The following is a 22,073-nucleotide window of genomic DNA, read 5'->3' as shown; positions in this document are numbered from 1 at the left end:
AAAATACATATCCTTTTTGTTTTCAAAATACTGATACATGCTCCCCTTAGCTACTCTGCACTCCTTTGCAACATCCGATATATCCACAAGATGGTAGGGTTTTGTTGCAAAATGTTTAATCAGTATCTCTGTGATAAGATTCTTTTTCTCTTCTGGCAGATTTAAAAATGTAGCCTTTGGCATTGACATCACCTCAAGATTATTATGACTCACAGGTCACAGAATGTCAAAAATAAAATCCTTGATGGTAGAGTAGCCATCAAGGATTTTTCCATTTGATTTGCTTCTTTAATCTATTAGCTTTTTCACGATATAATCATATTTTTCTCGAATTGCATCCTCTGAAAATTTATTTTTCTTTATCTCCTTTACTCCTTTTATAACCTCTTCAACAGAAGGTTTTTTTGAAAAATAATTTTCGTAAGATCTAATGTAATACAAAATGGTTGAAGCAAGCTCCAAATCAGTATGGGTAAAATTTTTGAATACTTCAATTATTTTATCGATTGTATCTTTATATTTATTAACTTCATTTTCGTATTTCGCAATTAAATAGTCGCCATTTTTTGCCAGTTTATAGCTCGATTTTTCTTTTTTTTATCTTTAAGACACTCATCTATAATTACTTCATCGGCAATTAATTCATCCATCTTATCATACAGTTCAAAGGAAAAAGGACCATAATTGTAAAGTTCATAAGTAAAGTTGAATGGTACTCCTACGCTCTTCAAAAAATAACATATTTTTTGAATAATAGTTCTTCCCAAAGGAATTTGTGAAGCTTCGGTCCATTTTTTTATTGTATATGCCACTAAAGCATCCTCTGCACTATCACATAGATACAATTTTACTTTCTCCATCATCAAATTGACCTCCCTATTTTTTCAATTGCCATCTTCAAATCTTTAATTTCTTCTTCTCTTAGCTTTTCAAACTTTTTTTCTTTGTGGCTGACATATATTCTTATATTTGGAAAATTTTTTTGGCATATTTTTAATTACGTGTGACTCATCAGAAAGCAAATAGGGTTTATTATTTCTAATCACATAGAATCCCTCTCCTGCTTCCTCTTCATCTGTGGCTTCCCTTGTAATAAAATTATGGATTCTTTGCTTAGTTTCAAGTAATACAAAATCATATTGAGGAAAACTTGTTTGAAGCCTTTCGTAAAGTACTTTTATATTTTTCTTCTGAAGAGAATCGCAAAAGTCTGAAGTTTCATATGACTCTTTTAAACCCAAACACTCTATCAATCTCTGATAATTGTATCTTCCGTATTCAACTCCACAGTATAGCGAATCTCTTAACAGATAATCCATCCTGTCTGCATCAATAGCACCCTAATTATTTTCTTCAGTATCATTAAATTTTTAATAGTCTCTTTTTTACTAATCACATTTATAATCCTTTCGGTAATACCATTGAAAAAAATCCTGTCTAATACATCTCTTAAGCTAAGAATGATGCTAACCGTGACATCTTCATGTTTCTTCCCTTGTGGCAAAACCTCTTCCCCAGCATGTGAGAACGGAAGATGTCCTATGTCGTGAAGTAGGGCTGAAAGCCTCAAAATTTGTCTTGCTTCATTAATATTTAGCCCTATCTCTTCAAAATTCTTGCTAATTAGTTCTTTATGCTCCTTGCACAATTTATCAAAAATTCGAGTTGCTAATTCCATGACGCCCAAGGAGTGTTCAAATCTTGTGTGAACTGCCCCTGGATAGACATAGCAGCTCAACGCAAGTTGTTTTATGTAACGCAGTCTTTGAAATTCATATAAATCTATGACTTTTCTTTCATTTTCGTTCAGTTCAATAAAGCCCAATACTGGATCTCTTATTCTCATCGCTTAAATCTTTTATACTTTTTGGAATTATTATACCTCAAAGTTTGTTTATTGTAAATCATTAAGATGTTTTTTAAATGCCCTGTTATTTTTCAAATTTAATTATACCACAAATCAAATTTTTTATATTGAATAAAAACAAGGGACTGTGCCCAAAAATCGAGGACAGTCCCCTTAGCATAGCATAAGCAGCCAATTAAAAGACACATTCTTTATGGGTTTACCATGCTAACAACTTTGCCGTCATAACCTAAGATGAGGTACACTCTCTGACCAACTTTGAATGTATCTGCAAGAAGCACAGACGGGTCAAAGTCTTCACTCACCTCATATGTCTTGTCTACAAGCTTTCCTGTTGCCTGGTCGTATACGCTCACAACAATAGACTTTGGTGTGAACCTTGTTGGCTGGTAGCTCTTGATATAACCCTCAACCCTGTCATCTACAACAAGTATAAACTTGTTGCCGCCCCAGATGTCTGTCACAGCGTAGACAACATCGTTCTTCTGAATATAGCTGTAATCCACAACATCCCCGTCTTTTATAACCTTATTGCTGCCGCTTATATCCAAATCACCTGCTTTTAAGGTCAGATATGTCTGCTCGTTTGCAAGGTACGGTTTGCTGTATACCGGGTCAAATATTACACAGTAGTCATACCCGCTCTTCTGTGTTGATATCCCAAACACAAGCGATGTTGCCCTTTGCATCTTCTGGAGGGCTGTTGAGTAGTCAATCTTTGTGCCGCTGTAGTAGTAGGTTATGTTCTGTGGCAAGGTCATTTCAACCTGTGTTCCACCCTTGTCAACTGTTACTTTGCTTCCAAGAGCATATACAACTGTCATGCCATCTGTTGAATTGAACTTTTTGTAAACAAGAGTTATCTGGTTGTTTGTATCAACATAAAGTCCGTATTTTGCGCCAAGCTCCAGGTTTACGTTCTGGTTTGACGGCAGGGTCAAAATGCCTTTGTCTGTCAGCACCTCATTGTCTGCAAGACCTTTTGAGACTTTGCTTGTACCCATTACAATGACTTCCATGTATGTTCCATACTCATCATAGTATGGGTCCTGGATGATCGCGTACTCATAAGAACTTCCTGTCTGGTTGTAGCCAAAATAGATCTTCTGACCTGTTTTGAGAATGCTCTTTAATTGATCATAGCTAAGCTTATTCCCATTGTAATAATACGTGGGTTTTTGAGGAAGAAGCATTGCATTTTCAGTGCTACCTTTTTTGAGTTTCACGGATGTAGCACTCACAACCGCAGTGATCTCTGCTGACTCCACGTTGTTGAGCTTTTTCACAACCTTGGTGATTGTATCATTTTTGATGTACACACCATACTTTGATCCAACTGTCAGCTTTCCTGCACTGCTGCTTACAACATATATGCCCTTGTCTGTCAGAACCTCATTTGTTGCAAGTTTGCTTGATGAAACTGCATCTGCCATCACTATGACCTCTGTGTATGTGCCATACTCAAGAGAGTATGGGTCCTGAATTACAACATATTCGTATGTCTTGCCGTCCTTTGTATAGCCAAAGTAGATTTTCTGACCCACTTTTAGCACATTTTTAAGCTCAAGGTAGTTTGTTTTTGCACCATTGTAATAGTAAGTTGGCTTTTGAGGTAGAATGATGTTCTCCTGCCCCTGCGCACCTTTTAGCTTGACATTGGTGTCGCTGACGACATCTGTCACTTCATACTGCGCAGTGTTATTTAACTTCTTCACAACAAGGGTTATCTTATCGTTTTTCACATAAAGCCCGTACTTTGCGCCAAGTTCAAGCTTTGTGTCAGCAGATGGAAGGTAAAGGATGCCCTTGTCAGTCATAACCTGGTTGTTCTCAAGGCTTGAATTTAAAAGTGCATCCTGCAAGATTATTGCCTCAATATAGCTTCCATACTGGGTGCCGTATGGGTCCTGAATAACGTATGCCATAACCTTGCCTGTGTCAGGGTCTTTTGATACATAGAGTATCTGGTCTTCTTTTAAAATGTTTGGTAGATTTTCATAGCTCTGTTTTGTCCCCTGATAGTAATATAAAGGCTTGCTTGATAGCTGAATCTTCTGTGTCTTGCCGTTTTGTTGAACATCAAGTGTGTAATCATCTATATTTTTGATAGTAAACTTGTCGGATACCCACACTTTTTGCAAAGCTGCAGTGATTGTATCATCTTTTATATACACTCCATACTTTGTGCCAATTTCAAGGTTTTCAGGTTTTATTGAAGATGCAACAAAGTATATTCCCTTGTCTGTCTGAACCTGGTTTGCCTCCAAAGACGATGATGTTTTAGGAGTTGCCAAAATCAGCACCTCATCGTAGTTTCCATAAACCTCTTGTGCATATATTTCTTTAATTACAACATAGTCCACTTTGCTCCTATCTTCAGAATAGATAAAGCTTATTTTCTGGTTCGGTTTTAGCACATTTTCTATTGCATCATAGCTTTGCTTTGTCCCATTGTAATAGTATGTTGCTGAAGATGGCAAAGTGATTGATTTTGTCTTTCCGCTTTCCTTGTAATATACAGTCTTGCTGCTTACCTTTGTACTGACAATCTGGAAAGAGTCAGCTTCAGTGCCAAACACTTTCGTGATTTTGTTGCTATCGACCTGAAGCATGTACTTTTTCCCAACTTCAAGTTGCGTTTTTGTTGTGTTCACAAGCACTCCGCTGTCTGTCAAAACCTCATTTGAAAGAAGCTTTGAAGAAGTTTTGCCGGTATCAAGCACCACATACGATTTGTAAAGCCCAACATACTCAGAAAATTTTATGCCGCTGTTTTGGGATGAAGCTGATACTCCACTTAAAGCTGACTGAGCAGATGAAGCTTGATTTCCACCGCTTTTGACATAAGTATCAAGAAGCCTTGATAGCATCAAGGCAAGAGCCCAGCGCGGAACTTTTTGCGATGCAGAAAGGTTTATTCCTTTTATAAGTCCAAGCTCAGACGCCTTGTCGATGTAGTTTTGTGGCCAGATGCCAGAAAGATCTGAGTCAGAGTACCCAAGCATCCTTACAATAGCAGTTGTTGCCTGGGCAAAGGTAAGCGGGTCGTTTGGATGGAACTTATTGTCTGCCATTGGTGTCATATACTTTTTCTTTACTGCCCAGTTGACATATCCGCAAAGTGTGGTGTTGGGCTTTATATCAGGATACTGTGAATATCCTTTTTGAAGGTTTGCCTCATCCTCTGCGTTTGAAATCTTGACAATCGCAGCTGCAAACTCACCGCGTAAGACCGCAGCGTTTGGCTTGAAATAATCTTTGTAAACAAGAATTCCAAGCTTATTTAGTTTTTCCACTGCCTGCCTGTAACTTGCATTTGCTGGAATGTCCTTGTATGCAGCAAAAGCAGAAGACAAACCAAGATTTGCAAGCACAAAGCACAACGTCAAAATGACTGCCAAAAACCTTTTTCTCATCTTTCATATCCCCTCCAAGCTTATTCGTATCTTAGCGCTTCTATTGGGTTGAGGCGCGATGCCTTTGATGCCGGGAATAGTCCAAAGACTATCCCTATAGCAAGCGAAATTGTAAATGCAAGAATGGCCCATGGTATTGAGAATATGGCTGTTGCAATATTAAGTTTTGACATTACTCTTATTGTCACAAATCCCAGAATTATACCTACCACTCCACCAAGTCCTGTCACAACAGATGCCTCTATCAGAAACTGAACAAGTATATTTCTTCTCTTTGCGCCGATTGCTTTTCTGATTCCAATCTCTCTTGTCCTCTCTGTCACAGACACAAGCATGATGTTCATGATGCCAATTCCACCAACGATCAGCGAAATTGCAGCAATCCCGGCAAGCATTAGCGTGAGCGTCTGGGTTACACTGTTTAAGGTGTCAAGCAGCTGGGCTGTGTTGAAAACTCTAAAAGCTGTAGAATCATTGTAAATCTTCATGAGGAAGTCGTTCAGATAGTTCATCACAGCTTCACTTCTGTTGCCATCTGTGATTTTTATCGCAAAGTTTCGGATTATTGCATTTCGTGTGAGCCTTTGTGCAACTGTTACAGGGACTATCACCTGGTCATCGTCTGACTGCTCTTGCGAATTCGCACGCTCTTCTAAAACACCAACAACCGTGAATATCTGCCCGTTTATCTTTATCTTTTTCCCTATTGGGTTTTGCCCGTTAAATAAATCCTTTACGATGTACGTCCCAACAAGCGCAACCTTTTGACGGTAGTCCACATCAATGGGCAAAATAAATCTTCCGCTGCTGACGTTGACATCTCTCACAAGGCTATAGTCTGCTGTTGTTCCAATCAGAGTTGTATCGTGGGTGTTTGTCCCATACTTGAGCGTGACAGAACTTGATACAGTTGGTGCGATTGCCTCAATGTCGTCTTGGTGCTGCTCGGCAAACTGCTGAAGCTCCTCATATGTGACGTTTCTGTTACTGTTTCTTCCTGTGATGTTTATTTGAATGAGATTTGTTCCAAGCCTTTGAAGCCTGTCTGTTATGCTTTTGGTGCTTCCCTGGGCAAGCCCAACAACCGCAATCACTGCCCAGATACCAATGATAACACCAAGCATTGTAAGAAAAGACCTTAGCTTATTTGAAAGGATACTCTTTATTGCCATTTTAAAAGCCAAAGCAAACTGAGCCACCTGTCAGCTCACCTCCTTGTCCTCTATTATTTGACCGTCTTGAATCCTCACAATCCTTTTTGCCTGCATGGCAATGTTGTTGTCGTGCGTGATTAAAACAATGGTGTTTCCTTGAGCGTGAAGCTCCTTGAAAATCTGCATAATCTCAGCACCTGATTTTGAGTCCAAATTTCCCGTTGGCTCATCAGCCAGAATTATCGGCGGACTTGTCACAAGCGCCCTTGCAATTGCAACCCTCTGCTGCTGACCGCCAGACAGCTCTCTTGGTCTGTGATGCATTCTATGTTCCAAGCCGACCCTGGCAAGAGCTTCTTTTGCAAGCCTGTGACGCACAGAGGCTGGAACACCTTTGTAGATTAAAGGAAGCTCAACATTTTCAAGAGCTGTGAGCTGTGGTATTAAGTTAAAGTTTTGAAACACAAAGCCTATCTTGCTGTTTCGAATCTCTGCAAGCTGGTTGTCGTTGAGTCTGCTGACTTCATGACCATCCAGTATGTATGTGCCAGATGTTGGCGTGTCAAGGCAGCCTATGATGTTCATAAGAGTTGATTTTCCTGAACCGGATGGCCCAACTATTGCAACAAACTCGTGAGCATTGATTTTCAAGTTGACACCGTTTAAAGCATACACCTCATTTTCGCCCATCTTATAGATTTTGTAGATATCATAAAGTTCGATCATAGCAAGCTTTCACCTTCTTTTTTTATTACCTGTTTGTGTTACTTCCCTGTGAGCTAGAAGACTGATTTGTTCTGCCAGTACCACTTTGGTTTTGCCTAAACTGCCTGAACTCGCCGGGCATTCCACCACCAGGTCCACCAAACCCGCCCATTATGTTAAAGCCCTGCTGAGATGTAGTTTGTGTGCTTGTTGAGCTTGTTGAAAGCGGTGGCAGGACAACGATATCTCCTTCGTTAAGTCCGCTTACAATCTCGATGTATGAGTCATTGTTTATACCAACCTCAACAGGTCGTAAAACTGCACCTTTGTAGTAACTGTTGTTAAGTAAACTTGCCATCCTTCTTGTTCCAAACTGCGAAGAGCTACCTGTGCCTTGGCTATTTTGCGACCATGAACCTCTTGACTGGCCACTTGTCGACTGCTGTGTATTTTCTGTGCTGCTACCTTCTTGCTGCCATCTCTGTCGCCAGTTTTGTGAGCCTTGGCCAGAACTTTGCTGATTATTTCCAAAACCTCCCTGCGGGAAAAATCCGCCCGTTTGTTCTTGCTGAGAACTGCTTTGGGCTGATGATTTTACAAACACAAAGTACCTGTTACCAAATTTCTGGACAGCTTCAAGTGGTACCATCAAAACATCCTGTTTCTGGTTTACTATTATCTCTGCGTTTGCGTTCATGCCAATCTTGAGGTTCTTGGGATTGTCAATTGAGATTGTAACAGAGTATGTTGTAACACCGTTCTGGGTTGTTCCCTCAAGCGGGATTTTGGCAACTTTCCCTGTCAGCGGGTTTGTCTGTGTCTCTGGTAGAGCATCAACTGTTATATTTACTTTTTGCCCTACTTTTATTTTAGCAATATCAAGCTCGTCTATGTCAACCCTGAATACTAAATTTTTGTTATCAAATACAGTTGCAAGTACCTCTCCCGCTTTTATGTTATCGCCTTTTTTGAAATTTATGTTTGTCACAACTCCGTCAAACGGAGCCTTGATGTAGTAATTTTCCAGATTCTCTTCTGCATCCTTTAGCTGGTCCTGCAAGTTTTTAAGCTGTGTCTGGTAGTTCTTGAGCTGTTTTGACAGGTCATCGTTTGAAAGTTTCAAAAGCACAGCACCTTTTTTAACAAACTGGTTGTTTCTTGCAAAAATCTCTTCAACCTCACCGTCAACCTTTGCCTTGACATTTTCTTTGTCCACATACTCCAAGGTTACATCCTGCGTGCTAAGATATACATCACTTCCAACCTTTATCTCAGCACTTGCCTTCATGCCTTCCTGAAGAGCACCGGGGTTTGAGATTGTTATCTCAACATCAAAAACTTTGCCACCGTAGTCATTTGTGTAAGTTGTGTTCCCAAGATAGCTTACTGTACCCTGGATTGACTGTGAAATGTCAGGAATGTAAACAACTGCCGGCGTGCCTATCTTGACCTTGCCGAAAAGCGCTGCTGAAAATGGCAATGTAACTTTCAGCTTTGATGTATCAATTATTGTCAATACGGTTGAACCTTTTGAAACCCTGTCTCCCTCTTGAACGTTCAGATTTTTAATATACCCGGAAATGGGTGCTGTGATAACAAGGTTTTTTATGCTCTCCTGAACATCTGCAATTGAAGAGCTTACATCGTCAATCTGACTCTTTATTGAATCAATCTTGTCCTTTGCATCCTGATTTTCAAGCTCAAATATGACATCCCCTTTTTTGACAGAATCACCGTCTTTGAAAAACACATTTGTGATGGTTGAGCTCACTAGCGATGTGAGATCTACGCTCTGAGCAGACTCAATAGGACCAGACCCGGTGACACTTACTGTTATATTGCCGCGGACTGCTCTTGCAGTCCTCTGCTGAACAGTTTGATTTTGATCTTTTCTACCCTGGACAAACCTGTATATTCCAAACCCTGCCCCTGCCAAGATTGCAACAATTACTATGGATATTATAACCCTCTTCAAAACCTTGCTTTTTAAACTTAACTTAAACTTTGGAGTTTTTAGCGGTTTTATTTTCTCTGCCATATGCACACCCTTCCTTTCGCTTTTTTACTGCTTTATTTTGAACTCTGGCTGTATGTTCCCATAACCATAATCCTTTTTGCAGTTGTCTTTTTGCTGTCAGCATACCAGATGTACAGTATGTTGTTTGTTTTTAAGTCCTTCGTGGATAGCTTTTTCTCTGTTATTTGACCATTCTGAAATACTCTTGTTACAATTGATGTCTTGCTTGAAACTGTAATTGTCTGTGTCTTGTTTGTCAGTTCAACTCTGCTTCTTCCAAATCCTCTGCCATCGCTTTGAGATGAGAGCTTTGCGATGTAGATTGTGATTTTACTGCCTGAGAAGTTCTTTACAACACCAATCAAGTCTGGCTGGGAATTTTGAGCATTATTCGATTGGGCAAGTGATGTATCCCATGGTAAGATTAACACTGCAGCTATAAAAGTTAATATTAACATAAGGCACATATAAGCTTTTAGGCTTTTTGGCATTCTCATTTTTTGTTTTCTGCCTCCTTCTATGAAGATTTTTCCTCTTTAAATATGTTAGCAATAATTTGTGAATAAATTTTTAAATTTTTATAAACAAATTTTAAAGAAGTGTGAAAAATAAAAAAGAGTGGATATTAAAAGTATCCACCCCTACTCTTATTAAAGAACTAACTGAAAAGTTAGAAATTCAAAATACCTACCCCATTTCTTGACAAAAAGCCCAAAATTAAAGGGGCTGCCCACTCCTTTTGGGGTACAGCCCCTTTAATTTTATACAAACTTTTATTTTGCTGTCACAGTCATATCTGCAACATACCCAATCTTATTAGGACTAGAAGCATTATCTTGTATATCTGAATCTACTCGCACTGTATAAACCTTATTTGATGTGAGACCATTTATTACAACTTCATAATATTTCTTTGAATCTGAACCCGTGCTCCATCCTACAGATGAAATTGCAGGACTATCACCTGTTTGCAATCCAGAAACAATCTTAACTTTTGAACCGTAATCAGCAGCTACAATTGACACTTCTTCACTGAATCTTAGTTTGATTGTTCCAGCTGTATCACCACTAACAGCAACTACTGTTGGAGCACATGCATCAATAACTGAATAAAATTGTGGTGTTGATGGAACTAAAGCATTACCAAATATATCTTTTGTAGCCGTCCCCACAACTTTCAAAGAAATTGACAACCTCTGTACAGTTGAATCAGAATCTGTAGCAGTTACAGTTGCATCAGTATTTACATCTTTGTTAAGAGTCAAAGTAATTTTATTCGCATTTACATCATAAGATGCAGCTGTTGCATAAGCATAATCAACTTTTGATGTATCTGATTTCGCATATACAACAACGAAATCTGACGGCGAAACATATTGAAGTTTTGCATTATCAATAGCAATCTCGATCTTGTTCTTTGAAACCAGCTTAACACCTGTTGAATTAATAGATGCAGCTGTAATAGGATTTAATGTCTTTATAATACCTCCTATTGCATTACCAGACAAATCTGCTACGTTTGTTATCACAAGCTTATCAACACTTGTATTTAGTTGTGGACTTGTTCTAAAATCAATTTTTACAGTTCTCCCATCTGCAAGAAGCGTGATATAAGCTGCAGAAATAGAAGCTAAACTCTTTGTTGTATTATCACTGTAAAGTATAGAATAATTTGATGGATTTGTAGCTGACGCAACATTAACCTTTTCATCATATGCAACATAAATCTCTGTAATATTGCTATCTACAACTTTCTTGTAAACAGTTGCCCCTGGAGGTGTTTTATCTAATATAGTCACAGCTACATCTGTTGGAATAATTTCATTTTGTAATGGCGTTCTGTCCTTCACTCCTGAGATTGATAGTGTGTATGTGGTACCTGCACTTAATCCACTAAATGTTACTTTTATTTTATTGTAAACTCCTGATTCAGCATAATCCTTACTTGTTGCAGGATAAATATTACCACTACTGTCTTTCATAGTATATGTGCCCGTATCTTTATCAACGTCCTTAGAGAACACAATTACAATTTCGCTTTCAGAATTTACTGTATGACTTACGTATGCTGGTCTTATTACATCTATAGTTGGTGTAACAGTAACACTCAAACCAGTTGTTACATTACCAGATGCATCAACAACATCAAACTTAATAGTTGCACCAGATACTGGTAACGCCGTTGAAGCAGTTGTTCCAAATTTTAATGTAACAATATTACCTTCATATTTTGTATTTTCACTGTCCCAAGTTCCTTGTGGTGACGCACTCACATTTTCAATTCTTGCTATATCCTTATTAAATTGTAATTTTACTTCTGTTTGAGTTGCAGACAATACTGTTGGTGTTGTAACAGGAGTATTATCACCTGACAGCACAAATGTTTTTACTGGTGTCACAAGTCCATATCCAGCATAATCAGTAACATTATTGAATTGAATTGTATGAGTTCCAGCCGATAACGGACTATAGAATGTTATTGTATATACTTTCTTCGTTGCATCAGAAGTAACTTTTGCAGCTGTGTACGCATTATCAATTAAGCAATTTGCAGGATTATCTGCATTTTGAACTGGTTCACTAAATGTCACAATTACTTTCATTAAGCCAGAACCAACTACACTTTCAATTACAGGAGCCTTGTCGTCAATAAAGTTTGTTATTGTTGTTGTATAATCGCTTGCAATACCTACAGCCGCTTTAACTGTTACTGTTACAGTATCATCTTTTGTAAACTTATCATTGTCACCCAATAACAATGTTACTGACTTCTTATCAGATGCCAAAGCTGCATTTGAAACTGATACTGTTGCTGTTCCTACCTTTACAGTATAGTTACCAGTTGTTGTCGCATATGTGTCATTGTCAACCGCTCTGTTGAATGTAACCTTTATCTCTTTGTAGTTGAGTGCCTCAACCTTTGTAACTGTGAGTGGCACTGGAACTGCTACAAACTTCAAACCTGTGTCTTTACCCTTGAAGTAGAGTTTGTATGTTGCATTTGCTGTCTGAGCAGCTGTTTTAAGAACAATCTTGCCGCTTGCAAAGTCGGACTTTTCTGTATCAATCAGAGTTACTGCAACTGTCTTTGTCTCATCAGATGCATCTTTAATTTCGAAATCAAGAGGAATTACATCTCCATCTTCAAGTGTTGCAGGTTCATTATTGAGGTATACATCAACTGCAACCTCAATTGTATCATTTGCAAGAGCTTTAACATCTTTCACAACAACTGTCTTCTCTGGTGGGAAGAATGCATTTGCGAATGCTACTGCTGCTTGACCTCTGATTACAACATCGCCAATTCCGACTTCATCTTCAATTCCATTGAAGAATCCAAGTTCAAGGGCTTTTCTTACATAGTTGAGAGGCCACTTTCCTGCTGCTGGGCTCTCGCCTTTTGCAGCAACAAGCATCTTGCAGAGCTCTTCAAATTTTACTGGTTTGTCTGGCTTGAATGTTCCATCCGGGTAGCCATTTACAATGCCGAGGTCTTTACCTGCCTCAACATATGCAAATGCCCAGTGATCCTGTGGAACATCGCTGAAGGATTGTTCTGCATAGACATAGTCTTTTACAACATCTTCCTGACCTGTTGCTCTGATGATCATTGCTAAAATCTCTGCTCTTGTAAGTTCCTTGTCGAGCATCAGGTCGCCTTGTTCATTACCTTTCAAGATACCTTTGTCTTGGAGAATCTTTGCTGCCTGGTCATACACAGAACCTGTCTCTTGTGTAGCTTCGTCCTGTGCAAACGCAGGCGCAATTATTGAGAGGGCAAAGAGTAAAACTGTTACGATAGCGATGAGTCTTTTGAATTTTTTCATAACTACTCACCAAACCTCCTTGTATGATTTTTTAGTGATGAGGCTATACTATTTTTTATAGCCTCATCACTTACAGCTAAAATTTTAACAACAGCATTTTAATAAGTCAATAGGGGTTTAGCATTTGTAACCAAACTGTAAAATTGGTGAAATAATTTTATTACACTTTGAAAACCTGCATTGCCTCTTTTAAATCTTGCGCAAGCTTGTTAAGCTGCTCTGCCATAGCTCTGAGCTCTTCAATTGCAGCAAGCTGCTCTTCAGTGGATGCAGAAACCTCCTCAGAAGATGCAGCAGTCTCTTGTGATATTGCCGAGATATTCTCGATACTCTGAACAATAGTATCTTTTTCTTTATCAATTGCCAAGATAGACTGATTTATATTTTCTATACCGCCAATTAGTTCATCCATTGCAGATTTTATGCTTGAGAATGCCAAAGAAACGTTTCTGACGGCTTCATTTTGCTTTTCAATAACATCTTCTACTTTATCAGCGACATCCTGAGCAGCTTTTGTCTGGCTGACAATCCTCTTTATCATATCCTCAACTTCTCTTGTTGACTCTTTTGACTGGTCGGCAAGCTTTCTAATCTCGCTTGCAACAACAGCAAAGCCACGTCCAGCATCTCCTGCTTTTGCCGCCTCAATTGATGCATTTAGAGCCAAAAGCTTTGTTTGCTCTGATATGCTGCTGAGTACCTGAATAATCTTGCCAATTGACCTTGAATATTCTGCAAGCTGGTTGATTGTTGAAATCATTGTATCTGTAATTTGCATAGTATCGTGTGAAACAGAATCCAAAGTTGAAACTGTATTTTCTCCTTTTGTTGAAAGTTCAGCTACATTCTTTGAAAGCTTCTCCATCTTATTTGAAGCATCAACAATTGTTTCTATCCTCTCACCAAACTTTGAAACTATCTCAACAACGTTGCTCGCCTCTTTTGCCTGATTAGATGCACCTTCTGCAATCTCTGAGATTGCTTTTGCAACTTCATTTGATGCTGCAGCAGTCTCACCGGCAATGGTCGAAAGAGTAGAAATAGAGCCTGTGACCTGATCGCTAAGCTTTACTCCCTTTTCAATGAGCCCTTTTATGTTCTTTATCATGTTGTTAAAACTGTGTGAAAGAAATCCTATCTCGTCGTTTCGCTCAATGTTCAGGCTTACTGTCAGGTCACCTTTTTCAGCAACTGCAAATGTGTTTGTAACAAGCTCTAAATCCTTTACCATCCTGAGCGCAAAGAAAATTCCAACTGCAAGCGCAGCAAGGGTGAAAATTATTGTAAGTACAATCACAAAAATCTCAAGTTTCCTTGCAGAGCTAAGTAGCATCTCAATAGGAATCATGCTTACAATTATCCATTCTTGCTCGGGTATGCGCGAATATGTAATCAAAAATGGTTTGCCGTCAAATACTGTGTTGAAAGCTCCTTTTGGATTTTTCCCCTTTGCCTCAGCCAGTATCTTTTTTATAAAAGGTGTGTCTGCTTTTGGCGAAAGCTTTCTTGTTGTTTCCCATTCGCTTGGCAAAATAACTTTTCCAGATGGTGAAACAGCAAGCATGTACCCGCCCTGCTGGGAAATATTTGTAGACTGAAGAGCAGATCTTAGCCACTGAAGACTTACGTCGATTAGCAAAACACCAAGTGTTTGAGAAGATGAAATGTCTTTAAACGGCATACCTATAGCAAAAGCATACTGCGGTATTGTCTGGCTCTTTTGGTTTGCTACCTCATCTAAAGCCTGATAGTGGTTGTCCAAAAACACAGGTCCGTCTGCCTGCATTATCTTTTTGTACCAGTCAGCCTGTTTTAACTTGTTAAAATCTATGTATTCTGCAGAAAAGTATGGATACAAAAGTGAATTATCCTTGTTTACCAATATATACGCTGCAGAAAGCATGATGTTTGTGACAAAAACATTTTGAATCATCTTGTCAGCATCAGTTTTGAGTCTGTATTTGTCATAATCTTCTAATGTCATCTGACGCGACTCTGAATAGAGTTTTTGGATAACATCGTTTGACATAAGCTGCAGTGCCTGATCTCTGACAGTGTCAAAGACAAGCTGAAAATAGTGGCTGTTTGCCTCTGTCGCTGCAAGATACGACATTTTGCTCTCGTTTATAACTGAATTTACAGACATAGAGATTGAAATAACGTCAATTATAATAATTGGAATGAGCAAAACCCCCACAACAAGAAGACTGAGCTTTCTGCCAAGACCTTGTTTTAATATGGATTTTTTGAAAAACGATAATGGGTCTTTTTTAGACAATTTCCTCACCTTCTAAATTTTAATTTTTATATCTTTGATTATACATCATTTAACAGAGAATGTGTCAAGAGAGTTTTAGGCAAAATTGCAAAAATAACATTAAAATCTCACAGTTTTATCCCAAACAGGTTCCAAATTTTTTCTTCGTGCTTTAAACTGAAGCCAATATCCTTTCAGAACAAGATATATCCAGAATTGAGCATAAGTAAAATACATTAAAAAAGCATACATTATATTTCTTATATTTATCTCCTTCTCAACTACGGCAGAAGCCACTATTTGGACAACATATATGAATAATGTTTCAAACCAAAGTACAAACAAAGGAACAGAGAATTTTATATTAACCAAATTTAGAATCCCCATTACAAACCATATATCGGAAACTAATACGAGAGAAACGAATAAATAGTAAATAGATATCATTTGAACAACATTGAATATATTCATTCCTCTAATCAGGCTCTTTTCGGAAAGAACTTTGGCTATAAGATAGAGATTCCCCTGCATCCACCTTGTCCTTTGTCTAATCCACACTCTCAGAACTTCAGGTTCTTGTTCCCATGTTACAGAATCAGGTACTATTGGCAATAAATAATGTGCTGCATATATTCTCAAAGATAATTCAGCATCTTCAGCCAAGGCATAAGGGTCCCAACCATTTATCCTTTCCAAAACATGTCTTTTCAAAAGCATATTTGTACCTGTTAAGGTTCCTAATTTAAATAATTTCCATCTTCCAGATTGCATAAGCAATTGAAATATCATAAATTCTAACCCTATCATTCTTGTTAGTGAATTCTTATGCATATTAATTGTTTTCACATAACCTACAGCACCTGCATATTCCTCTTTCTCTAAAGCTTTTTGAACAAGTTTAATTAAAGCAAATCTCTCTGGTTGATTGTCTGCATCATAAACGGCTATCATCTCTCCTTTAGAGATAGACATACCATAATTTAATACTCTCGCTTTGCCTTTTGGTTTTCCTGGTGGCACCTTTATATGATGAACATTTGTATAAAGCCTTGCAAAGTAATCTGCAATATCGCCAGTATTGTCTGTAGAATTATCATTAAGAACATAGATATTTAACTCACCAGGATAATGTAAATTTACCATTGCATCCAAAGTATCAAATAGCACTTTGCCCTCATTATAAGCTGGTATCAGAATATCCACGCTTGGATACTCCTTTAAATCAACTTTTGTCTCTTTATATTGAACTTTAAATATTAATCCAAACACTGTTAATATAGAATAGTAGAAAATCAACAACCAGAAGAGTATTGCAACAATTATCACTATTTTCGAAACTATCATTTTCATATCACCTAATCTATAAGGATAATTAACTATTGGTATTATTTGCTAAATTTTGTATGTATTCTTTAAAAGCAAGAAAGTCATTGTTGAAACTCTCTATTTTTATATCAATATGTTTTTCTATAATCTCTGGATTCAAATATCTTATGGTGCGAAGATTTCGTCTAATTCTATCTACAACAAGCATAGCACCCTGTTTATTGGTATTTTGTAGTAAAACTAAAAAAATAGTGTTTTCTATGTAACAAATTATGTCATAATTTTTTCGTACTGAATCTATTAGGACTCTACCTATTGTATTTATAAAAGTTTTTGAGATTCTATTATTATCATCTATGTAGCTTACTTTTATTACCAGCAGCTGAGCCTCTTCACTTCGTCTTCTAAGACCAGTAAAAATTATTTCTGCTCTCTCTAAAAACTCATTAAAAGTTAACACTCCCGCTTCAGGATGTAATTTTTCTAATTGTTTTACTTTTTCCTTTAATTTTTCGCTGTTGTCTACAATATTTTTTAGATACAACGATTCAAGCCAAATTGAAATTGATAGAATTATAATCAACATTTGCTGGAAAACAATCTCAAATTGGTTTATTCCATATTCAATTCTTATCCACGAAGATATAACTATGTAGAACGCAGTAATTAACATTCCTGATACTAAAAATACAAAACTTTTGAGGGAATCGTATAAAAAGGTTAAAAAAACTAGAAGAATAAAAAAAATAAGATAGTACTTTCTTATTTCCAACGGCACAAAGGTAGTAAAAAGATAATAGAAAAGGAATTGAACAATTATTGCTATTACAAAATTTGCATAAAGAAGTCGTTTTTTCATATTTCGCACTCCATTGCTCTAAATTTTACAAAGAATTAGCAGAATAATTAGTAAAAGCATTTCAACAGTAACATTATAACATAAAATACACTCATAATAGTACATAAGAATTCCAAATATTTGCAATTAAAAATTTCATCTTTAAAAACTTTCCAACCAAAGTCTATTGTAAAATTTTAGTAATAAATACCTTTGAGGCATATTTAGTTTTTATCCTCAGTTGATAAGCTCTTTTTTAGCTATGAGCAAAAACATTTCGCTATTGTCAATACTGAGGACTTCAATTAGCTGAGCTTTTCGGCACAGGTGTATTATTTCATTCATTTGTGGAAGAAAATGACCTTTTACTGGTTCAGGAAGACTCTTATGAAGGCTATTTATTTTCTCTCTTGACTGTGAGTGAGCAATCACAAGTTTGCCATCTTTTTTTAGCATTTGAGAAAACTTTTTTATTGCATTTTCTTTGTCTTCAATATGCGGGAATACTGAGTAGCATATTATAGCATCAAAAAAGTCTTTAAAATCAAGATTCATCACATCGTTGTGTAAAAAATTTACATTTGTTATCTCTTTATATTTTTCCTTTGCCTTTTCAATCATTTTCTCTGAAACATCAACACCAATGATGCAGCCCTCTGGTCCCACAAATTTTAATATGTACTCCACCAAAACCCCCGTCCCACAGCCAACATCTAAAACCTTATCACCTTTTTTGAGTCCAATTTGCTCTACTATTTTATTTAGTTTTTGAGGATCATGCCATACAATCTCATCCCATTTCTCTGCAAGCATGTTAAAATACTTCCGCATATTCATGTTTACTTTCCCTCCTCTTTATTTAAAAGATTTTTGAGTAAAACTATCACATATCACAAAAAAACAAAAGCCCACAAAAGGAGAATTCCAAAAAGTACATCCCTTCGTGGGCTTTATTATCTTTATTATTTTTCATTAAGCTACTATAAATGTACTACCATCTTTATTACTTAAACAACGTCAACAGCACGCCTGCGGCAACTGCTGAGCCAATAACCCCTGCAACGTTCGGTCCCATTGCATGCATCAAAAGAAAGTTTGATGGATTTTCCTTAATTATATCCATGCCGTTTTCAATGGACTTTCGGACAAATGATGATAGCGGTTTTACTATCCTCAGCAGTCATGAACAAAATAATCTATTTCATCCTTATAATTAATTTTTCTCCAGCTTTAGTTTTTTTCTTCTGTTTAAAATTATACCATAAAGACAAAGAGCATACAAGCAGCATCCTGCAACTAATATTTATTTAGTTAACCTTACAAACCTGTTTGTGAACATTTCACAACGAAAGTTTTATATCTGCACCTATCACACCCAAAAGCTTGCCAAAACTATCATATACAGGCATAGAAATTGTGATGCAGTAGTTTCTTGTGATAGCTGAGATGTAAGCACCAGATACATATGTGTGACCTGCCATTGCTTTTGTGAACCACTCTCTAACCTTTGCATTTTCTATGCCCTCTGGCGGATTTGAGTAGATGAACGTTCCATCAGGGTTGTTTGTCCACAGAGCTTCAAATATATTAGAAAACTTTTGAAGACTCTGGTCTATAACCTCTTTATGATTGAGCTCACTCTGCCAGTTTAAAACAAGCTGCGGTATCACCTCATTTTCAATGGTCTCAATAGCCTCTGCAACACGCTGCTGGTTTACCTCTATCTCTACTCTCTTTGTAATCTTTTCTGAGATGTCATTTCTGACAGACTCAAACTCCCTGCACATGTCAACAAGCCTGTTCATAAGCCGCATAAGCCTTGCTGCAGTTTTTTGGCTCACCTCTACAGAACTCAAAATTCTGCTGGTGCTCCTATCGACAGCGATGTAGTCATTCTCAAGTCTTGATACATAGTGCTTAAGGTCGTTCACAATAGAGTACTGGACAGAAAGCTTTTCTGATGCCTGGGAAATCTTTTTGTTTATGTAGTTAACAAGCTGAGATACCTGATTTAGTTTCTGGAAAGTAGTTTTGCCATACTCAACTTGTGCTGATATTATGTCCTTGCTTTTCTCGCTGAGGCTTGAAATTCCATCAACTATGCCAGAAATCTCAATGATAAAGTCTCCAATCTCGTCTGCAGTTGATTTTGTGTCATTTGAAAGTCTTCGGATTTGGTCAGCAATTACATGAAAGCCCGTTTTGAAATTCTCGCCAAGCACACTTTCAAGCTTTGCTGACTCAATAGAAGCGTTCAGTGCAAGGATGTTTATCTGCTCTGAAATCTTCACAATTGTGCCAAGAAAATCTTCTACCTTTTTGAAAACAGTCTTGAGCTTGGTTATTTGGTCTGCCATTTTCTGGGTGTACGCGGTATTTTCTGAAACCATATTTTCCAAATCGCTTGACACCTCTGCAAGCAGCTTTTGAATGTCTTCTTGAATATTCTGGTTTTTTTCTTTGAAATGAGCCATGAATTCTTCAAGGCTTGAGACATTTTCATAGGCGCTCTCAATGTGCTCAAGAACAAGCTTCAAGCCCACCAGAAGTCCTGATATAGAATTTTGAATGTCCTTGCTATTTGAAAGCACAAGATTGGATTGCTGCTGGTTCCTTTCTGCGCTTGATTCAATGTCATAAGCAACTGACAAAATTTTGTTGTATGCAAGGTCAATCTCTTTGAATATGTCACTTAGAAAACCCTGAAAAGATGCTGCCCAGTCTTTCACAGGTGTCAAAAAGAGCTTTTCAAATGCGTTGAGGTTGTTCTTGCCGTGCAAAATTGAAAGTATCTTGTCAACAAAGATTTTTAAAATCAGAATGGAAAATATAACTGATAGCACAAGCGCACCCAAGATAGTCAATACAACCTGCATCTTGCAAAACCCCCCTGAAAAAAGTTTTACAAAAAAATTAAAGGCGCTTTGAAGCTTTCGCCCCAAAACGCCTTTGTTTTGGATACAATATTTTTTATACATTATAGCATAAACTATCAAAAAATACAAGAGGTCAAAATAATTCTCTTCCAATTCTATATGCAAACCAGTTTAAAACCTCTTGCATGGATTGAACAGGACTTTTATAATTATTGAACTTTATCATATCTTGAATGATTTTGTCGCCCTGTGTGATAGTTATCAATTGGTACCTGAATGCTTCGTATAATATCCCTAAACTTCCTTTCAGTTTTAACCCATTGGCTTTACAATAATTCTTTACACCTGTCATATCATCGCTTATAACAATAAAATCATTAACTTTCGCAATTGCCAAAATTGCTCCTTCTCCTGGATGAAACTTTTTTCGTATTCTGGTATGTTCTATAAACTCCCTGGGAGTTAAAGTATATGAAATAACAAACTCTTTCAACCAGCCTTTCGAAATAGCGTCAGATATGTAAGGTCTAAGTTCTGGTTTATCTTCACATTCTTGTATAACAATAGTTGGCATATAAAGTTTTTTCCCGTACAGAATTTCAAGTATGTTAATGTTACCCGTTAGGGCAAAGTTTGAAAATACATTCGTATCTATTACTGCAGGGGGATTAGTCATACATCCAGTCCCCCTCTTCAACAGATTGCCCCTCTATTACATCATTTAGGTTAATATTTACTGCGTTTAAATATTCTTCTGCTTTTCTTTGGCTTATCTGTTCTAATTTGAAAGCATCCATAACTAATTCTACATAAGCTTTGGAACAATAAATATCATTTGTAGGTTGATAGAGCTGAGTGTTATAACCAAGGACTTTTGCCAGTTTAGTTATTGGAACATTTAAATAGTAAGAAGGGTCTTTTATATATCCCAATTCCAGCAATTTCTTTATAATTGCCTTATAACTTACACCAAAATATTGCTGAATAAAAAGCACATCTGTAACATCCAAGACTCCTTTTTTATTTTTCCGGTTTTCTGCTATTTCCACCACACCTTCATCTGGCATTAAAAAGTGGGAAGCAAATAAATCTGCCATAATTTCTTCCTGTTTTGAACCAGGTGAATTAACCACACAAATTCTGCTTGTGATTTCAGGATTGTATTGGTAATGATACAATTCATGGGCAGCTGAAAAAATCTGATGGCCAAGAGTTCGTGCTGAGTTTATAACAATCAAACAAATGTCTTTTCTTTTCCTATAAAGTGCTGAGATGTTTGTATCAAGAAATGGTTTTTTAAAAACATAGATTCCAACACTTTCAAGGAGCGAAAATACATCAGGAATAGGTTTTAAAAGTCCCAATCCTAACATGTCTCTCATTTTAACAGCATACATTTTGGCTTTAATATTCATATTCTTCAACTTCTTGCACCTCACTGAGTATTTCTTTTAATGCCTTAATATTAGACAAGAGCATATTGCTCCACGCTATTATTTCATAGTCTTTAAATTCACCATTTGGTTCAATAGACCTGAAAAAAAGTTCATCCTCTTTTTCCTCAGCTTCCTCAATCCCAGCTAAATATTCTAAGGAACATCCATAAAGTTTTGAAAGCTTTTCAAGCATGGTTATCTCATAATCATCGTCGCCTTTTTCCATATTGATTATTTTATTTCTGCTAACATTGAGTAGCTGCGCAACCCTTTCCTGAGTAAGCCCAACACTTTTCCTTGCCTTTTGCAACCTTTCTGCTATAATTTGTTTCATAAAATCCACCCCAACTTGTT

The 22,073-nt window shown here is 37.2% G+C and carries 17 protein-coding genes and 3 pseudogenes; all 20 read right to left on the bottom strand.

Annotated features, from left to right (window positions below; genetic code table 11):
* Window positions 1-183, bottom strand: a pseudogene (locus tag OTK01_RS02270) (TetR/AcrR family transcriptional regulator); the annotation flags it as partial.
* A gap of 105 nt (window positions 184-288) precedes the next feature.
* A complete protein-coding gene (locus OTK01_RS02265) occupies window positions 289-441 on the bottom strand; it encodes a hypothetical protein (protein ID WP_232841678.1) in 153 nt (50 codons plus the stop codon).
* 107 nt (window positions 442-548) lie between these two features.
* Window positions 549-863, bottom strand: a complete 315-nt coding sequence (locus OTK01_RS02260; protein WP_232841677.1) for a hypothetical protein — start codon at window positions 861-863, stop codon at window positions 549-551.
* 66 nt (window positions 864-929) lie between these two features.
* Window positions 930-1,319, bottom strand: a complete 390-nt coding sequence (locus OTK01_RS02255; RefSeq protein WP_029228303.1) for a hypothetical protein — start codon at window positions 1,317-1,319, stop codon at window positions 930-932.
* Complete coding sequence (locus OTK01_RS02250; protein ID WP_232841676.1) at window positions 1,304-1,846, bottom strand: HD domain-containing protein; 543 nt, start codon at window positions 1,844-1,846, stop codon at window positions 1,304-1,306. The genes OTK01_RS02255 and OTK01_RS02250 overlap by 16 nt, the downstream gene beginning before the upstream one ends.
* A gap of 212 nt (window positions 1,847-2,058) precedes the next feature.
* Window positions 2,059-5,283, bottom strand: a complete 3,225-nt coding sequence (locus tag OTK01_RS02245; protein WP_029228301.1) for an S-layer homology domain-containing protein — start codon at window positions 5,281-5,283, stop codon at window positions 2,059-2,061.
* A gap of 20 nt (window positions 5,284-5,303) precedes the next feature.
* A complete protein-coding gene (locus OTK01_RS02240; RefSeq protein WP_013433488.1) occupies window positions 5,304-6,482 on the bottom strand; it encodes an ABC transporter permease in 1,179 nt (392 codons plus the stop codon).
* 3 nt (window positions 6,483-6,485) lie between these two features.
* Window positions 6,486-7,163 (bottom strand): ABC transporter ATP-binding protein, encoded by a 678-nt coding sequence (locus OTK01_RS02235; protein WP_029228300.1) that lies wholly within the window; start codon window positions 7,161-7,163, stop codon window positions 6,486-6,488.
* Between the two features lie 25 nt (window positions 7,164-7,188).
* Window positions 7,189-9,180, bottom strand: a complete 1,992-nt coding sequence (locus OTK01_RS02230; RefSeq protein WP_029228299.1) for an efflux RND transporter periplasmic adaptor subunit — start codon at window positions 9,178-9,180, stop codon at window positions 7,189-7,191.
* 50 nt (window positions 9,181-9,230) lie between these two features.
* A pseudogene (locus OTK01_RS02225) lies at window positions 9,231-9,656 on the bottom strand (hypothetical protein); the annotation flags it as partial.
* A 276-nt stretch (window positions 9,657-9,932) separates the two neighbouring features.
* Window positions 9,933-12,986 (bottom strand): S-layer homology domain-containing protein, encoded by a 3,054-nt coding sequence (locus tag OTK01_RS02220; RefSeq protein ID WP_029228297.1) that lies wholly within the window; start codon window positions 12,984-12,986, stop codon window positions 9,933-9,935.
* A gap of 160 nt (window positions 12,987-13,146) precedes the next feature.
* A complete protein-coding gene (locus tag OTK01_RS02215) occupies window positions 13,147-15,264 on the bottom strand; it encodes a methyl-accepting chemotaxis protein (RefSeq protein ID WP_029672031.1) in 2,118 nt (705 codons plus the stop codon).
* Window positions 15,265-15,363: 99 nt separating this feature from the next.
* The gene (locus OTK01_RS02210) at window positions 15,364-16,587 is read right to left on the bottom strand and encodes a glycosyltransferase family 2 protein (protein WP_029672029.1); all 1,224 of its coding nucleotides are present in this window, start codon (window positions 16,585-16,587) and stop codon (window positions 15,364-15,366) included.
* A 28-nt stretch (window positions 16,588-16,615) separates the two neighbouring features.
* Window positions 16,616-17,242 carry a nucleotidyl cyclase domain-containing protein gene (locus tag OTK01_RS02205; protein ID WP_269011764.1) on the bottom strand — a complete coding sequence of 209 codons (627 nt, stop codon included), beginning with the start codon at window positions 17,240-17,242 and terminating at the stop codon, window positions 16,616-16,618.
* A gap of 402 nt (window positions 17,243-17,644) precedes the next feature.
* A complete protein-coding gene (locus OTK01_RS02200) occupies window positions 17,645-18,244 on the bottom strand; it encodes a class I SAM-dependent methyltransferase (RefSeq protein ID WP_029228293.1) in 600 nt (199 codons plus the stop codon).
* A gap of 166 nt (window positions 18,245-18,410) precedes the next feature.
* Window positions 18,411-18,518: pseudogene (locus tag OTK01_RS02195) on the bottom strand (sodium ion-translocating decarboxylase subunit beta); the annotation flags it as partial.
* A gap of 229 nt (window positions 18,519-18,747) precedes the next feature.
* The gene (locus OTK01_RS02190; RefSeq protein WP_029228292.1) at window positions 18,748-20,283 is read right to left on the bottom strand and encodes a methyl-accepting chemotaxis protein; all 1,536 of its coding nucleotides are present in this window, start codon (window positions 20,281-20,283) and stop codon (window positions 18,748-18,750) included.
* Window positions 20,284-20,416: 133 nt separating this feature from the next.
* Window positions 20,417-20,980, bottom strand: a complete 564-nt coding sequence (locus tag OTK01_RS02185; RefSeq protein ID WP_269011762.1) for a hypothetical protein — start codon at window positions 20,978-20,980, stop codon at window positions 20,417-20,419.
* Complete coding sequence (locus OTK01_RS02180; protein ID WP_029228290.1) at window positions 20,952-21,698, bottom strand: ImmA/IrrE family metallo-endopeptidase; 747 nt, start codon at window positions 21,696-21,698, stop codon at window positions 20,952-20,954. The genes OTK01_RS02185 and OTK01_RS02180 overlap by 29 nt, the downstream gene beginning before the upstream one ends.
* Entirely contained in the window at window positions 21,688-22,053 is a 366-nt protein-coding gene (locus OTK01_RS02175) for a helix-turn-helix transcriptional regulator (RefSeq protein ID WP_029228289.1), read from the bottom strand. Before OTK01_RS02175 ends, OTK01_RS02180 begins: the two co-directional genes overlap by 11 nt.
* Window positions 22,054-22,073: the final 20 nt, after the last annotated feature.

Source organism: Caldicellulosiruptor acetigenus (genome assembly GCF_026914305.1).
Classification (GTDB): domain Bacteria; phylum Bacillota; class Thermoanaerobacteria; order Caldicellulosiruptorales; family Caldicellulosiruptoraceae; genus Caldicellulosiruptor; species Caldicellulosiruptor acetigenus.
The sequence above is the reverse complement of the archived record's forward strand: the minus strand, read 5'-3'. Positions and strand labels throughout refer to the sequence as shown.